Source organism: Priestia abyssalis (genome assembly GCF_002019595.1).
GTDB lineage: Bacteria > Bacillota > Bacilli > Bacillales > Bacillaceae_H > Bacillus_BA > Bacillus_BA abyssalis.
Window position 1 is genome coordinate 1,716,496 of record NZ_KV917369.1, and the last position, 15,624, is coordinate 1,732,119.

Annotated in this window: 11 protein-coding genes and 2 pseudogenes; 8 read left to right on the forward strand and 5 right to left on the reverse strand. The window is 35.0% G+C overall.

Going from position 1 to position 15,624, the window contains the following annotated elements:
* Nucleotides 1-120: 120 nt before the first annotated feature.
* The 5 genes from BK575_RS28980 to BK575_RS08005 all read left to right on the forward strand — a co-directional run bounded on the left by BK575_RS28980 (nucleotide 121) and on the right by BK575_RS08005 (nucleotide 4,166).
* Nucleotides 121-231 (forward strand): helix-turn-helix domain-containing protein, encoded by a 111-nt coding sequence (locus BK575_RS28980; protein WP_268877759.1) that lies wholly within the window; start codon nucleotides 121-123, stop codon nucleotides 229-231.
* A 28-nt stretch (nucleotides 232-259) separates the two neighbouring features.
* Nucleotides 260-703, forward strand: coding sequence for a GNAT family N-acetyltransferase (locus BK575_RS07990; RefSeq protein WP_235867337.1), 444 nt, complete (start codon nucleotides 260-262; stop codon nucleotides 701-703).
* Nucleotides 704-1,056: 353 nt separating this feature from the next.
* Nucleotides 1,057-1,977, forward strand: coding sequence for a DMT family transporter (locus BK575_RS07995; protein WP_328589547.1), 921 nt, complete (start codon nucleotides 1,057-1,059; stop codon nucleotides 1,975-1,977).
* Between the two features lie 151 nt (nucleotides 1,978-2,128).
* Complete coding sequence (locus BK575_RS08000; protein ID WP_078409906.1) at nucleotides 2,129-3,109, forward strand: iron-containing redox enzyme family protein; 981 nt, start codon at nucleotides 2,129-2,131, stop codon at nucleotides 3,107-3,109.
* 16 nt (nucleotides 3,110-3,125) lie between these two features.
* On the forward strand, nucleotides 3,126-4,166 hold the full coding sequence (locus BK575_RS08005) for a thiaminase II/PqqC family protein (protein ID WP_078409907.1): 1,041 nt from the start codon (nucleotides 3,126-3,128) through the stop codon (nucleotides 4,164-4,166).
* Nucleotides 4,167-4,613: 447 nt separating this feature from the next.
* On the opposite strand, the gene BK575_RS08010 is transcribed toward BK575_RS08005, so the two are convergent.
* The 3 genes and pseudogenes from BK575_RS08010 to BK575_RS08020 form a co-directional block, all read right to left on the reverse strand.
* Nucleotides 4,614-5,384, reverse strand: coding sequence for a GntR family transcriptional regulator (locus BK575_RS08010; protein WP_078409908.1), 771 nt, complete (start codon nucleotides 5,382-5,384; stop codon nucleotides 4,614-4,616).
* A 219-nt stretch (nucleotides 5,385-5,603) separates the two neighbouring features.
* A pseudogene (locus BK575_RS28985) lies at nucleotides 5,604-5,994 on the reverse strand (DDE-type integrase/transposase/recombinase); the annotation flags it as partial.
* Between the two features lie 98 nt (nucleotides 5,995-6,092).
* Nucleotides 6,093-8,537, reverse strand: a complete 2,445-nt coding sequence (locus BK575_RS08020) for a beta-glucosidase (protein WP_078409910.1) — start codon at nucleotides 8,535-8,537, stop codon at nucleotides 6,093-6,095.
* Between the two features lie 826 nt (nucleotides 8,538-9,363).
* Here BK575_RS08020 and BK575_RS08025 point away from each other — a divergent pair.
* Both BK575_RS08025 and BK575_RS08030 read left to right on the forward strand, forming a co-directional pair.
* Nucleotides 9,364-10,710 (forward strand): glycoside-pentoside-hexuronide (GPH):cation symporter, encoded by a 1,347-nt coding sequence (locus tag BK575_RS08025; RefSeq protein WP_235867338.1) that lies wholly within the window; start codon nucleotides 9,364-9,366, stop codon nucleotides 10,708-10,710.
* Nucleotides 10,711-11,131: 421 nt separating this feature from the next.
* On the forward strand, nucleotides 11,132-11,677 hold the full coding sequence (locus BK575_RS08030; protein WP_078409912.1) for a GNAT family N-acetyltransferase: 546 nt from the start codon (nucleotides 11,132-11,134) through the stop codon (nucleotides 11,675-11,677).
* Nucleotides 11,678-12,098: 421 nt separating this feature from the next.
* On the opposite strand, the gene BK575_RS08040 is transcribed toward BK575_RS08030, so the two are convergent.
* Complete coding sequence (locus BK575_RS08040) at nucleotides 12,099-12,422, reverse strand: hypothetical protein (RefSeq protein WP_078409914.1); 324 nt, start codon at nucleotides 12,420-12,422, stop codon at nucleotides 12,099-12,101.
* A 300-nt stretch (nucleotides 12,423-12,722) separates the two neighbouring features.
* Nucleotides 12,723-13,671, reverse strand: a pseudogene (locus BK575_RS08045) (IS4 family transposase).
* 703 nt (nucleotides 13,672-14,374) lie between these two features.
* Here BK575_RS08045 and BK575_RS08050 point away from each other — a divergent pair.
* A complete protein-coding gene (locus tag BK575_RS08050) occupies nucleotides 14,375-15,220 on the forward strand; it encodes an alpha/beta fold macrolide esterase (RefSeq protein ID WP_078409915.1) in 846 nt (281 codons plus the stop codon).
* The last annotated feature ends 404 nt before the right edge of the window (nucleotides 15,221-15,624 follow it).

Here is a 15,624-nt window from a genome sequence, read left to right on the forward strand (position 1 = left end):
GCAAGCCTATGTATTTTTCGCTGCAATTCTCTGTACATTCTGCTTGCAAAAAACATTAAATTGGAAACGTATATTCGTTTTTAGTACACTTTTCTTATAAAGGGAGGTGAGAAACTGAACATTCATAAAGCCTATAAATTTTGTTTGTATCCATCAAATGAACAGCCATTTTTATTAATTAAGACGATGGGGTATTGTCGGTACGTGTTTAACCGAGTATTAGGGGATTAATCTAAAAAGTAAAAAGGGGGAGTGTATTTTGAACGATAGTTATATGATTTCATCTGATAAAGAGCAACTAGATATAGAGGTTATACATAACTTTCTTTGTTTCAATTCTTATTGGGCTAAAGGAATATCTAAAGAAATTGTTCAAAAATCAATTGATAACAGTGCCCTGTGCTTTGGTGTTTACAAAAAAAGCAAAAGTAGTCAAATCAGGGAGCAAATTGGATTTGCGAGAGTGATCTCTGATCTAGCTACCTTTGCATATATAGCAGATGTATTTATATTACCTGATCATAGAGGTATAGGATTATCAAAAAAACTTATTCAAACAATTATTGAACATCCAGAGTTAACTGATATTAGAAGAGCCATGCTAGCCACGAAAGATGCTCACAAATTGTATGAAAAATTTGGATTCAGAGAAATTAGTGATACTAATTTATTCATGGAACTGAAGAAGAAACAATCTTATTAATTGAAATATATATGGGTTTATTTCAATACTATTCAAAACTTAAAATCTCAACCATAAAAAAACAGGCCTTTTTAAAATGCCTGTTTTTTTATGGTTAAGATAAGCACATCTATTTGCCTCAATTTTTGAGGAGACTATTTTATCAAATAAATTGATAGCGCTTCACTAAATTAAGACTAGATAAAATTAACTATTTAATATAGTAAAGTAGTTGTGAATTTAAAAATAGATATTGAAATTTTCTGTAAATAATGACAATATTTAACGTGTAAAAGACATAATATGTATTATTTTTACTTTTTAAACAGATATTGGAATGAGGTGTTACTCTGAGGAAACAATCAATTTTTATAATATTAGCTGTGTTATTTGCACTTTTGATACAGAGTAGTAATTTTGTAGTGATGAAACCCATGGTGGATAATTTAAATCCTTATCTAGTTGCATGCCTTCGTGCAATGATTCCTGCACTTGCTATTCCCTTATTATTTTTGTTTAAAAGACCTCTAAGAGCTACCACATCAAAGGATAAAAGACTATTAGCAATATGTGCTTTAGGGAACTTTGTTTGGTTTCCTTTACTTTCTGCTTATGGTTTATCCCTCACTTCAGCGTCAAAAGCATCTCTTATTTTTTCTTTTTCACCAATATTTACGATTATCTTATGTCATTTCTTTTTAAATGACAGATTAACTATAAGAAGAAGTATCGGTGTAGCACTAGCTGCAGTTGGAGTAATTATTATTATTAATCCCTCATTAGGTAACCTATCAGAAGGAAACTGGATTGGAGACATACTTGTTTTAGTGGCTACAGTTGGCTCTGGTATTTCATATGTGGCTAGTGTGCAATTAGTAAGATCTTTAAACTCTTACTCAGTTATATGCTTTAGCGTATTAATAGGAGGTATTACTCTATCACTAGTATTTATGTTTGGGAAGCTTTGGAGTTATTTCTACATAATGGATTGGAAGAGTTGGGTAGGAGTTATATATATTGGAATCTTTGGAGTGTTAATTTCTAACGGATTAATACTTTATGCAGTTAAATACGCTTCTGCTGTAACTCTTTCAAGTACTACGTTTATTACTCCTTTCCTTTCTATAATTTTAGCTGTTTTTCTTTTAGGCGAAACTATATCACCAATTGATATAGCCGCTGGAGTCATCATTCTTAGTGGTGTTTATTTTACAAAATATAAGAAAAATACAGGCCTTAGCAAATTACTCTTTAAAGGAGGTGATATTCATGAAAGTAAAACGTCTAACAGTTAAAGTTAATCGTCCAGCTTCTCTTCACCTTTAATCATAGGGTCTCATGTTTTAGGACTGATTAATGTCTTCAGTACACATTAGAAGTAAAAGGTAAGCTCAAGGTTATAGACCCTGAGCTTACTCTATGCCCAACTTAAAGGAGGTATAATACATGTCACAAGCATGTTTTTTTAATAAACCACTTCTTAAGCCTGAAACACAAATAAACAATTCAAATGAAGTAATTACTTTAAGTTATAAAGAGGATTCATTATCGATTGAGCCAGATGATAAGTCAATTGACAGTATCCAACTCTTTTTAAAATCTTTAGATGGAACTAATAGTATTCAAGAAATTTCTAACATAACAGGATATTCTGAAGAAGAAGTAGTTGTTTATGTAAATTCATTAGATAAAGAATTATTTATTATGGAAGGAGGAGAAAATTTCGAAAAGGGCATTTCTGGAAAAAACTTTATGATTAAATTAGAAGAGTATGTCCAACGTTGGACAAACCAAAAAGGGACAGACCCTTTTAATGATATAGTAAAAAGTAACAAGGCTACCAAATCGTTATTAGTTGGTTTTGCATTAGAATACTTTTATGTTACAAAAAGAGCATTTACAACTTTAATGCCCTCGACAATGTTTCAATTAAGTCCGCAAATTAAACAAGAACTCAGAGAGTTTGCGATGGAAGAATTTAACCACGACCGAATTATGGTTAGAGCATTAGAATCAGTAGGCATTTCTAGAGAAGATGCATATAATCATATTCCACTTCCATCCACTGCAGCATTAATTAATCTGCTTAGCTTTTGGTCTCATCACGATCCTCTATCCTATATGGCTTCCCTATACATATTTGAAGAAGCCTCAGATGGAAATGAATACCTACAAAGCCTTGAACAATATGATCTTCCAAAAGAATATATAAAACCTATGTATGATCATTCTGATGTAAATGAAGATGGAGACCATGGAGCTATCAGTCGCAACTTACTTAAACATATTGAATATGTAAGCTTAGATGATCAGAAAAGGGTTATTAAAAACCTCTACTTATTAATAAATACTTTATATGCCTTTTATGATGACCTTGTTGATAAATACTATGAAAATGAAGATTTACCTGTTCGACTAGTTAACTAAAAAGGAGGTAACTTTTATGTCCAGCAGAGATACTATTGATTTATTTAAATATCCTAAACTTAGAGAATCATGTGTAATACAAAAAAACTCTACTGCTATCAAAATTACAGACCAATTTAATGAGGATGCTTTTGAAATTACTCCCGAAGATGAGTCTTTAGACACTATAAGTAAGTTTATTGATTTATTGGATGGTAAAAATACATTTGAAGATTTATCTAATAAAACAGGTATCTCTTTAGATAAAGTGAAAGAATACGTCACTTTTTTAGATCGAGAACTTCTTATCACTGATGGAGAATTCGAAAAAAATCCTTTCACTTCTGGATTAGAATTTATCATTGATCTTGAATATAAAGTATCTGATTGGATGAAAGTATTAGATTCTAATCCTTTTTGGATCGAACTAAAGGAAGGAACACTGGCTAAAAATGCAATTATAGGTCATACCATCGAAAATTATCTTATATTAGAAAAAGAATATGATTTTGACGGACCTATTATGTCGTTCGAACAAAACCTAGAGAGACGGGAAATCTTGCATGAATTTTATAAAGAAGAGCATGGACATGATGAATTAGTCCTCAAATCGCTAACCAATATTGGTATCTCACGTGAAGAACTAAATAAGTCAGTACCCCTTGTTTATACAGAAGGTCTTTGTAATTTGCTAAATCTTTGGTCTAATGAAGACCCTTTATCATTTATGGCTTCATTGTATATTCTAGAAGGTGTAGATTGGGAGCCAGATACATTTATTCAGGAAATTTCCACGAAATATGACCTACCTAAGGGATTTATTTCCCCTCAAGTGAGTCATGCAGATTTAAATCAAGGTCATGGACATGGGAATTTAACTAGACATTTATTTAATACCTTTACACTAATAGAAAAAGAGGATCAACAAAGGATTACCTCAAACTTAAAGTTACTTGTTGATACATTAAATGAATTCTATAAAGAAATTCATAGATATTATACAAATCCAGAAAATCCACTTCTCAGAAAAGTAGTTGAGCTAGATGAATTGGAAAACAAAATAGTAACACTTGCATAATTCATTTTCAAATGGTTTCTTTAGCAGAATAAAAGATAAGCTATATGTTCTATCTTAATCTTAAAAATCCATGTAGCTTATCTTCTGTGTTTACATAACACTGATTAAAAATAATCAAAAAGCCATGTAGTTCTATGGCTTTTTCTTTTTATTGAAGAAGAAAGGGAGCTAATCGAAGGTAAGGGGAGGAACATTATTAAATTCATTCTTCAGTATGTAACTATGCGTAAAATCCTAATTTTACGCATACTTTATAGAGCTGATAAAAAAGGAGCTTCTGTTAGTTTAAAATAGGAGGGAATTTTAATGAGCAACATTATGGAAAGCAATGAAGTCTAGTTCTAATTGGATACAGGCTTCTTTTCTTATTCGCAAAGGTGTACTTTTGTGAACAGGAAAAGAAGCTGCATTCATTAATTCTATGCTTCTAATAAGAAAATAGAATTCTTATTCAACACAGTCAAAAAACTCTATTATAAAAACGGGGCTCGACGAAAATTGAGAACTACATTTTTTTCTCCTAATCCAAAAATTAAAAATATCGTTCCTTAAATAATCTAAGGAATACATCACCTGTTGATTTTTTTCATTAAAGTTGAGATGTTTAAGTAATAAGACGGTGGTATTTGGTGTGCACATTAATTTTTGTACATTTTCATCAGAAGATAGAGGAACAACAATTTCTGTATCCGCATGTAAGATCGAGATACCGCACTCCATCTGCAAAAAACGGAATAAGGAGCCTGAAAACTGAGTTTCCTCAAATATATTACCTACAACAGCTTTAGGTAGTATATTAATGGAAAATGCCACGGGCTCATGATCCGCAGTTCTTATACGCTTTAAGAGATATACAGGATCTCCTTCACTAATTCCTAATTTCTCTGCCCAATCTTTTCGACATTTTTCCAAGCTAATACTTTCCTGGCGTTCCCCCTCATGTAAGCCGGCAAACTTAATTAAGTCTCCGATGCTTTGTAATTTTTCCAAACTACTCGGAATATTGGAGGGTGGTTTAATAACAAAAGTTCCAACCCCATGCTTTACTAACAATTTTCTTTCTTGCTCTAGAAGTTTAACAGCTGATCGAAACGTATCTCTGCTGACACCGAAAAATTTAGCCATATTATATTCTGAGGGAAGCTTTTCTCCTATTTTAAGTTGCCCATCCTTTATCATTTCTTCGAGCTCTTCCTTAATATTTAGGTAACTAGACATCTCCTATTACACTCCCAAGATATGTTTACACTCTAAATCATTGTAAGTCCATTTTCAAAATCTTTTATAAAAGCCCTGACATATATCTACTACTAATTCCTAGTAATAGTATAGCTTACTGTTTAATCGCCAATCAAATAAAGTAAATTGTGAAATTAGTTCTGGTACGAAGATAACTATAAAAAAACATAGGATATGAGTTTCTTGTTAACTTACGGATTATGATGTGATGTCGAACAGTTTATCAATGAATTCTTTTCGATTTTGGGCAGACTGACCTCTTTGGTGAACTTGCCTTATGTTATCATATGCTTGATTTCAACACCACCTAATATGCAAGTGGCCGTTTAAAATGACTCGAATCCCGATATAGAGCTCGTTTCTTAATGAAATGATAATCCTATTCAACGATATTGTTTAGATAACGAATCTGTCTTATTTGGATACCTTTAGGCATTTTTTTCTTGTCTTTTAGCTGTTGAATGGCTAATGAATACGCTAGACTTTTATCGGTGGTGATGACATGAAGCTTGGAAACATGAAAAGACAGCAAAGCTTTCTTTAAGAAGCACTTTGCCGCCTTTTGGTCTTTTATTTTGCTTAAATAAAAATAATAGGATTTTGGTGCAAATACAAAGACGAATGAAAAAAATTGTAGATTCACTTTTAGATTGCTTATTAGGTGTCTTGAACATGTCTACCGTAGGTTTACCGTTTCGATAATCTCTCAAATTCAACTTGTGGTTTCAATACATCACTAACTTTTTCGACGATTCTATCTTTTTCAACTGTGAAAGTTACGGTTCCTTTAATATTTTCAGAAGAAGTTCCAACTTTGACTTTGTATGTGCCCTTTTCTAGTACCCAAGCTGATAATTCTTCATCAAATGATGCTAAATCTTTAGCATCAAGCTCAAACTCTAATTTTTCTTTTTTCCCTGGTTGTAGTTCCTTTGTTTTCGCAAATGTTTTTAATTCTAGTTCTGGTTTTTCAAGTTTTCCATCTGGGGCAGAAACATAAACCTGAACAGCTTCTTTTCCTGTTACTTTTCCTATGTTTTTTACAGTAGCTTGGACAATAATTTTATCTTTAAACTTTCTACCTTTTGTTATCTTTATGTCACTATAATCAAAATTGGTATAAGATAATCCAAATCCAAACTCATATGCAGGTTTTACATTAAATGTCGTATTATAACGGTACCCAACATAAATGTCCTCTTCATATGGTAATTCATTACCTAATCCAGGGAATCTATCTGCATAGGGTAGATCATTGTAGTCAACAGGGAATGTTTGTGCAAGTTTACCAGACGGATTCACTTTTCCTGTAAGCACATCTGCTACCGCATTTCCAAGTTCTTGACCAGGTTGCCATGAAAGTAAGATTCCGTCGACTTGATCTTTCCAGCTTTCTGTTTCTATAGGGCCTTCAACATTTAATACGGCAATCACTTTTTTACCTTGTGATCTGTATGCCTTCGATACGTTCTTTACCATTTCTTTTTCAGCGTCCGATAAGTAGAAATCTGATTTTTCGCGGTCTTTTCGATATTGGCCCCAATCTGTTCCTAAAACGATGATCCCTATATCTGTATTTTCTGCTGCTGCTTTTACATCCTCGGTAATATCCATTTCCGGTAGTGTCGGGACAATTAAGTCGTAATTTTCAATTTTACTTTTATATTCATCTTGACTTCTCATGTTTGTAACGTATTTATTATATTTTTCTAAAAGAGTGTTATTTAGTGAACAACCTGCGTTTTTCAAACCTTCGGCTATTCCTACTTGATATGGAGCATTTACTAGAGCACTTCCTCTACCACCTGTGTTGATTTCACTAACAGGAACACCAAATAAAGAAACGCTTTGCTTATTATGGATAGGTAATGCTCCTTTTTTGTTTTGGAGAAGTACCATGCCGTCAGCTGCCGCTTTCCGAGCAATTTTTGCGTTTGATTCAAAGTCAGGATTGTTTGTAGCAACAGCTCCCTTAAACGTCGGTGTGTCCACAACAATACTAAGTATTTCCTTAATATTTCGGTCAAGGATTGCTTCATCAAGGGTTCCGTTATTCACAGCATCAATAATTCTCTGTGATTGATCAGCACCACCAGGCATTAACATATCTGTTCCAGCTTCTAATTGCCTAGCAATATTTCGTGGTGTTTCCCAATCAGTCATAGAAAATCCACTAAATCCCAAATCTTTTCTGAGTACATCAGTTAAAAGTTCTTTATTCTCAGTGTTATACACACCATTGATTCGATTATATGACTCCATGATTGACCAAGGTTGTGCCTCCTTCACTGTTATTTCAAAACCTTTTAAATAAATTTCTCTTAGAGCTCTTTGACTAATAATCACGTTATTGCCTATTGTTTTGTCGGCAGGAAGCCACTCCTTATTTCCCTGATTGTTTGTTCTTTGGTTAAAAGCAGCAAAATGCTTAACGGTTGTTCCTACACCGTTTTTCTCAACTCCATTAACAAAGGAAGATGCCAACTTTCCAGTAACAACGGGATCTTCTGAAAAGTATTCATTGTTTCGAGTATTCAAAAGATAACTTTGAATATTCATTCCAGGAGCCAAAAGTAAATCGATTCCATATGCTTTTAATTCTTGGCTCGTGGCTTCCCCAACCTTTTTTACCAAATCGGTATCCCAAGTTGACGCCAAAACATTTGGAGCTGGAAACTTTGTTGCATAATATGTTTTGCTATCATTTGCTCTCGTTGGACTTATTCTTACGCCCATTGGACCATCAGCTAGTACAATTGAAGGAATGCCTAAACGATCTATGGCTTGTGTTTGTCCAGCTGCTCCTGGTACCTTTGCTGGTTGTTGTCCAATTAGTTCCCCATTTTCGTCCACTAAGCCACCTTTATTACCACCAGTCACAAGAAAGGCTTTTTCTTGTAAAGTCATTGCGGCTATTACTGCATCAATGGATGCTTTATCGACTAATTTAGGAGTTGCCGTTGATTCTGAATGTACAGATGATTGTCCTTCTGACTGTGACTTTACCACTTGAGGAGAGGATGTATTAGCTGTAACCGTTGTGTCAAATCCTGATCCTGACATAATGACCCCCGAAGTTATGGACAAAATTAATAGTTTTTTCCTTCTTTCTTTTTTCATTTTTTTGAGCATTTTAATTCCATCCTTTTTATAAAATTTGATTACTTATCGAAAAACAAAGCTTGTATTAAGAAACTTATGCACTGGGAATGACGGACTTCTCTTTATCTCCCTCCTACATCGTCACTTAGATGTATAGACATCTAAACATCTATGAGGAAATTTTATCACTTGTTCATTTTGATTATGTAAATGCAGTATTAATGTTTTGTTAAAATTTATTGCTATCGAGTAGGAAAGGATTTCTAATCCACAACCTCTCACTATGAAGGATTAAGATTCTGGTGTGGAAATAATTTGATAAGAAAATAGGATTATGGTACAAACCTTGAATTTCATCAAAATATAAACAAAAATATAAGGCCAATTCCAAATATTGTGTTCTTGTATACCGAAAATGTTCGCTTTAAAGTTTTTCGTTACGAATGAAAATTGCTCGTGTAGTAGGTAATATTCCTGCTGGATTAGCTGTCTGAGTCTTTTTGCACCAGAACCTAAATAAGTGTATTTTTACGGACAATTATAAAAAAGTGTCTACATTGTTTTGGCTTTTTAAATATCGCTTTGTCGCTGAGTCCTTCTATGCATGTGTTACTTAAAAACGAAAATTACGTGAACTTTAAAATCTATTAATATTGCTTTTACAATCAATTCACATACTAGTTGTATACAAAATCATTCGAGTAAGGAGGTCCAAGTTTGATCTTCAAAGTGACTTTGGAAGACAACGGGAGGTTAGAAGCATCAAATATTTAGCGTTTTTTGAACAAATTCGTGGATATCTTTCATTTGGTGCGATCAAATTATATTAACGAGAATGTTTCAGGAGGATTTCATTATGAAGGTTTCTGTAAAAACCTCCCTTTTCTATGGATTGGGAAGTCTTGGTCAAAATTTTATTTATGTTCTAGTTGTTAGCTATTTAATGGTCTACTATACAGATTATTTTGGACTGGCTCCTGCTGCAGTAGGAACACTGTTTCTTGTTGCAAGAATATGGGATGCTTTAGACGATCCAATCATCGGGCTACTCGTTGATAATACCAAATCGAAATACGGTAAATTTAGGCCCTATCTCCTCTATACTCCAGTTATTATGGCGGCCTTTACTGTTCTCCTGTTTTTACAACCGGATTTAAGCTCTACAGCTAAAATTATTTATGCATATGTCACCTATATTATGTGGGGGATGAGTTATACCATTTTGGATGTTCCGTATTGGTCTATGACAGCTACCATTACAGATGATCCAAAGGAAAGAACAAAAGTTGTCATGGTTCCAAGAGTGATGGCCATCATAGCAGCTATCAGTGTTTCCGTAATAACACTGCCCCTTGTAAAGGCATTAAACAGCTGGTTACTTGTGGCACTTATCTATTCAGTTATATGTGTTCTCTTTTTTGGGATCACTTTTTGGAACGTAAAAGAAAAAGTAAACATCACCAAAAAAGAGAAATACACGTTAAAAGATGCAGGACGAATTCTTAAATCCAATCGACCTCTGCAGTTAATCCTTTTAACGTTATTGATCGGTGATTTAACTATGAACCTTCGTGGTGCCTTTTCATTGTATTATTTTAAATATTATTTGAACGCAGAAAAGCTTTTTCCTTTATACTCATTGGTGACGATGCTTCCAATCCTAATAGGTGCGTTACTATCCCCGATTGTCTCAAAGAAAATCGGCAAGAGGATGACGGCAATCGGTGGGAATGCAGCTTATGGTAGTGGCTTTATTCTTTTATTCTTCTTAGGCAAAAACATTGTGTTATTATTTGTGATTTCAGGTTTAAGTACTTTATTTTTTGGTCTTTCCATGATTGCGATGAGTGCGATGGTTGCAGACTGTGTTGAATACGGAGAATGGCGAACTGGAAAAAGAGCGGAAGGGACGGTGTTTTCCACCAATACGTTCCGTTCTAAGTTTGCAGATGCTTTAGGTGGTGCAATGGGAGCATATGCCCTTTCATTTATCGGTTACATTCCGAACCAAGCACAAACAGATACAACGATGTCATGGATGCACTTGTTCTTTACGATTATTCCAGGCATCTTCATGCTGGTCGCCGTTCTACCTTTAATAAAATACGAACTGACAGAAACCTTCTATAATAAAATTCTAGCCGAAATTAAAATAAGACGAGAAGGCAATCTTCTTCAAGAAGTGTCTGATAAAAGCAGTTAATGAGCTTAATATTAAATGGTTCTGGTGCAAAAACTGCAAGACAATTGCAGTGAATCTCTAAATCTTGGACATACGGATACTGTGATTCTAAAAAATAAAAACCCTACCTTAATGAGAAAAAGGTAGGGTTTGCGCTTTTTTGCTAATGCATCTCCTATTTACCCTTAGTTAACATAACGCTGATTAGAAGCAATCAAAACAGGCTTAGATTTAATAGAATCTAAGCCTGTTTTGTGTTTATAAAAGTGTACTTTTATGAATAGATTTGTAGCTATGTTAATCGAATGCTTTAATCTGTTTTAATATTCGTTTTTTTTTTTTTTACATTTATTGGTACATCTTTTTGTGGCGGAGGGATTAAGTTAAAGGTATTTTACACCTGGTTGCAGAATATCTTTTTATTTAAAAGGGGGGAGGCCAAATGATTATTCGAAAAGCTACCGAGTACGATGTTATGGGAATCGCTCGTGTTCATGTAGATAGTTGGAAAGCGACATATAAAGGAATTATCTTTGATGATTATCTAGAAAAGATTTCTTATGAAGGCCGATATGATAGCTGGCGGAAGTCTTTAGCGGATAAAAGTCAAAACACATATGTAGCTGTTGATGTTTACGATGGGATTGTGGGATTCGCTTCGTATGGAGCCAACCGATCTGAAAAGCAACGTTCTCGTTATCAAGGAGAACTGTATGCTATCTATATTCTGAATAATTACCAGCAAACTGGCGTTGGAAAAGACCTATTAAAAGCAGTGGTGGAAAACTTCCTTGCTGATAATATTAGGTCCATGTCTGTATGGGTGCTAGCGAATAATCCTTCTCGGTCTTTTTATGAGCATTTCGACGCCAAAGTAATTGAGAGTATTCAAATTAAACGTGGGGAGCAGGACTTAGAAGAAATCTCCTATGGTTGGGAGGATTTAAATCAATTACTGTCTAACCATTACCCTACCTTAAGTACGTAAGCGATACACAAGAGGAATATATCATAAACGGTGAGACACATACATGATACATCTCTTTCTTTTTGCAACTGAACATGCGGTAGAGGAAGTTAAAAACTGTCTTTTACGAATAAACTTCTTATATATTCATATAGAGTATTATTATCTACAGCAAGCACCTTTTCATGTGATTTTCTGTGAAAACCTTGTAATTTTTCTTAAACTGTTGGGCATCCTGTTATTATTCTCATTGCAAATTCTCACTGTAAGCCCTATTCAAAAGGTTGCTGGTCTTAATAACGATCAGCAACTTTTTTCATGTCGTCAAAATAAAAAAGAGGCACCGTTTTAAACGATACCCCTTTTTGGGATTTTGCTGTGCAAATTTGTTTTTTCTCGCAATTAAAGAAGCCGGTCCCTTTATTGGTACCGACCCTCTGAATTACTCATCTTTATTATCCGCATCATTTATATCTTTTGCATCTTCTATTGCATCTTCCGGATCTGGCTGCGCATCTTTTTCGTCATCTTGATTCATCGTATCATTTTCATCGACGCCAGGTGCCATATCGTTTTCAGGATCTGTATCGCCATTCAGATCATTTTTATCGTTTGTTCCGTTCATATCATTCGTACCTTCATCTACTGGAGCTTGTTCCTCATTTGGCTCTTCCTCTGGAGGAGGCTCCTGATTAAAGTTACAACCCACTAACATCATAGTGGATAAAAAGGTACCTGTTAGCATAAGAAACCATTTTTTACTCATGGTCATTCCCCTTTCTTAATTTATACATGACCTTTAGGTCTTTGCTTATCGTTCCCCATATGTATGAAATCATGAGTGATTTTTCCAAAATAAAATCTAAGAGAAGTCTTTTTATAATAACTCCTTCTTAATAAAAATGTAGTTTATATAAAATCTCACTAGTGTCGCATAAATAAGTTCTAAATTTTCTGTTTTCATTTTTTCTCTAAAAAGAGAAAAAATGAAAACAGGCAAACAAAGGTAGTGAACATCCATTTTTTTACTATAACCTTTGGCAAATGCGACAGAGACATAAAAAGCTTATGGAACGCTATTATTTTTGATTTTGCGTAACCAAATGTGTGCTGGTTTCCATAAAGCAGCTTTTAAATAACGACTGATTTGTACAGCTCAGCGATTTCGTCTGCGCTCAAATCAAAGCGATTGGTGAGTAAATGGAGCTCGTTACCTTTTGAATCCAGTACGTTAATCAAGCTAAACACATTTTCAGACCGATTTTGTGTGGTGCCAATGACGACCATTTCATCTGATAAGACTGACGAACTTTCTGGTAATTCGAATGCTTCAAGCTGACGTACAACCGCATTTTTACGTAAACGGGAGACGAAGAAATAGCCTTCATCTGTCATGCGATCAAATCGATCATAATCCAAGTATCCACGGTCAAACACGTACATGCATTCTTTGTCATCGACTAGTACTTCAAGCTGACCACGGTCATGTTCTTTCGCATTGGTAAGCACCGTTTGATCTGGATAGAGTAGCCTTTTTCCATAAAGACAAGTCGTAAATGGAGCTTAACACCAGATTTCGTTTTACGGAATGTTGCCCACTTATGATGGTTCAAGTTCAATGGTAATGTACTCGAATCAATGATTTTCAGTGGCGTTGTCGTTTTTCGTCTTGTTGGAAAATCAGCCTTGGCGTGAATTTGTCCTACCAAATCAAGAAAAATGTGTTGAAGGAACTCAATCGGAATCTAATTTAATCGTCTTCCTAATTGAGAGAAGCTAATGGAATCGAGGTTCGTTGCGTTCTGCAATTCTTCGAAAAAAACGCAATCGCTTAATGCGCGTAAACTCTCTGTTTCATGAAGCTGCGCATACAACAGTAATCTCATAAATGAAGCCATATGAAGCTTCTTTGTATAGTAGTCTAATTGATGGATTTTCACCTGTTCTTCAAATAATGAAATGGAAATCGGTGAAAACCATTGTTCAAATGATGTTTTTCGTGTAAACTTATCCATGCGTTTGTCCTTTATTTTGGATTTGGATAGGTTACTACCGCCAAACCATTATAAAGGATTTTTTTGTGCACAGATATAATGACAGAACATTTAGATTTATCATTTGTGTTGAATTATTTTAATGCGACACTAGTGGATAAAAATGAACAAACGCTAATCCCTTAGTTCAGCTTTTTTATAACCCAACAGCTTTGTAAAGTGACAATAAACTGTTTATTTACAAAAAGAATTTTTAAAATTTTTAGGTTTTATTATGAAAGATCAGCATCCGTTCGCTTATTAGACTAATAAGCGAACGATTTTTTTGTATTTGGAATGATTGGGTGTGAAAGAAGATGCAGCCTTTTGTTGAGAGGCAATCTAGATTACTGCTAGTGCACGATGCTATTGAATGTTTTTTATGAAATCAAAGATGGAGGAAGAGCTCATTGCATTTGGATTCTCCCTATCTCGCAAATTTTAAGGATAGCGTTAAATGAATTGTTCTATAAAGAGTGATGTAAAATTAAGGAAAACATGATAGAATCAACATGTGTGGGTAATACCATAATTAAATAATGAAAAGGAGGCCGTCACGCCATGATTATCAAGTGGATCAAACTAAGATAATTAAAGGTGCAGGCCAAAATACTCCGTTGAGAGGTTATTGATCTGCGCCTCACAAAGCGCGATGTGAACATAAAAATAACGGAGGAGATAGAACATGAAAGAACAATTGCTGAAAATAAACCAAGTGGAAATCAATACAGAGAGCTTTGGAAACCCCGAGGATCCTGCAGTACTTTTGATCATGGGGGCAATGTCCTCACTTGACTGGTGGGATGAGGAGTTCTGTCAGCGTCTTGCTGAGGAGGGGAGATTCGTCATCCGATACGATCATCGTGATCTGGGAAAATCAACGGTTTACGAACAAGGGACATCCAATTATACGATCACAGATCTGGCAGACGATGCCATTGGTGTCCTGGATGCCTACTCGATCCAGAAGGCTCATGTCACAGGCATGTCTCTTGGCGGGATGATCGGACAGATTATGGCTGTAAAGAATCCTGAACGCGTTTTGAGCCTGTCGATTATTGCATCAAGTGTATTCGGAACAGCGCAGGCCGAACTTCCGCAGATGAACCAGCGCATATTGGATCATCATGCAAAGAGTGCTTTAGTCGATTGGTCAGACCGGGAATCTTCCATCACTTACCTTGCAGAGGGCTGGAAGACGCTATCTGGTGCCAAACCATTTGAAAAAGAGAGAATGTATCTTCTCGCTGAAAGAGAATATAGCCGCGCCAAACAAATACAAAGCCGGTTCAATTATACTCTGCTTGGTGGCGGAGAAGAGTACTTGGATCGTATGGGAGAAATAGACGTGCCGACAGTTATCATTCATGGAACAGATGATCCGGCGCTTCCGTTTGAACATGGCCTGGCTCTTGCTAAAGCTATTCCTCATGCAGAATTAGTGACTCTTGAAGGAACGGGGCATGAAATTCATTCTGCAGACTGGGGCAAGATTATCGAATCAGTCATAAAGGTCAGTTCCACGCGATAACATGATTGATTGATTAAAAATCCTGTTTAATATGATTTTTTGGACGCAGGGTAGTTGAATAAGGAGCTTAGTTTGCCTGTGGATTTAAAATAAAGTTATCCCGTTTATAAAAAAGCTGCACCGTTTTACCCCTTTGGATACGGGTTATCTAAAGGGGAGTTTTTATGGTGAAAAGGATAAGAACATCTGAATTGACCTATCGATTAAGGAACTGCTGAGTAATAATAAGTTATTCCATTAAAGGGCGCTATCCTAGAACAAGGATAAGCGTTCATTTTTCATTTTAAGGCCAGTTTGCTGAGGAACGTTTTCAATACAATTGGAGACTATATTAAAATATAGCATCAAAATTGTGAAGATTTTCACTTAAATAAACGGGTTAGTTGAGGATGCACCATGTAAAC

What these genes read in the sequence shown, in the direction of transcription:
- BK575_RS08005 (WP_078409907.1), top strand. Translation starts at nt 3,126, where the DNA reads ATGTCCAGCAGAGATACTATTGATTTATTTAAATATCCTAAACTTAGA.
- BK575_RS08000 (WP_078409906.1), top strand. Translation starts at nt 2,129, where the DNA reads ATGTCACAAGCATGTTTTTTTAATAAACCACTTCTTAAGCCTGAAACA.
- BK575_RS08050 (WP_078409915.1), top strand. Translation starts at nt 14,375, where the DNA reads ATGAAAGAACAATTGCTGAAAATAAACCAAGTGGAAATCAATACAGAG.
- BK575_RS08010 (WP_078409908.1), bottom strand. Translation starts at nt 5,384, where the DNA reads ATGTCTAGTTACCTAAATATTAAGGAAGAGCTCGAAGAAATGATAAAG.
- BK575_RS08030 (WP_078409912.1), top strand. Translation starts at nt 11,132, where the DNA reads ATGATTATTCGAAAAGCTACCGAGTACGATGTTATGGGAATCGCTCGT.
- BK575_RS08040 (WP_078409914.1), bottom strand. Translation starts at nt 12,422, where the DNA reads ATGAGTAAAAAATGGTTTCTTATGCTAACAGGTACCTTTTTATCCACT.
- BK575_RS08025 (WP_235867338.1), top strand. Translation starts at nt 9,364, where the DNA reads ATGAAGGTTTCTGTAAAAACCTCCCTTTTCTATGGATTGGGAAGTCTT.
- BK575_RS08020 (WP_078409910.1), bottom strand. Translation starts at nt 8,537, where the DNA reads ATGCTCAAAAAAATGAAAAAAGAAAGAAGGAAAAAACTATTAATTTTG.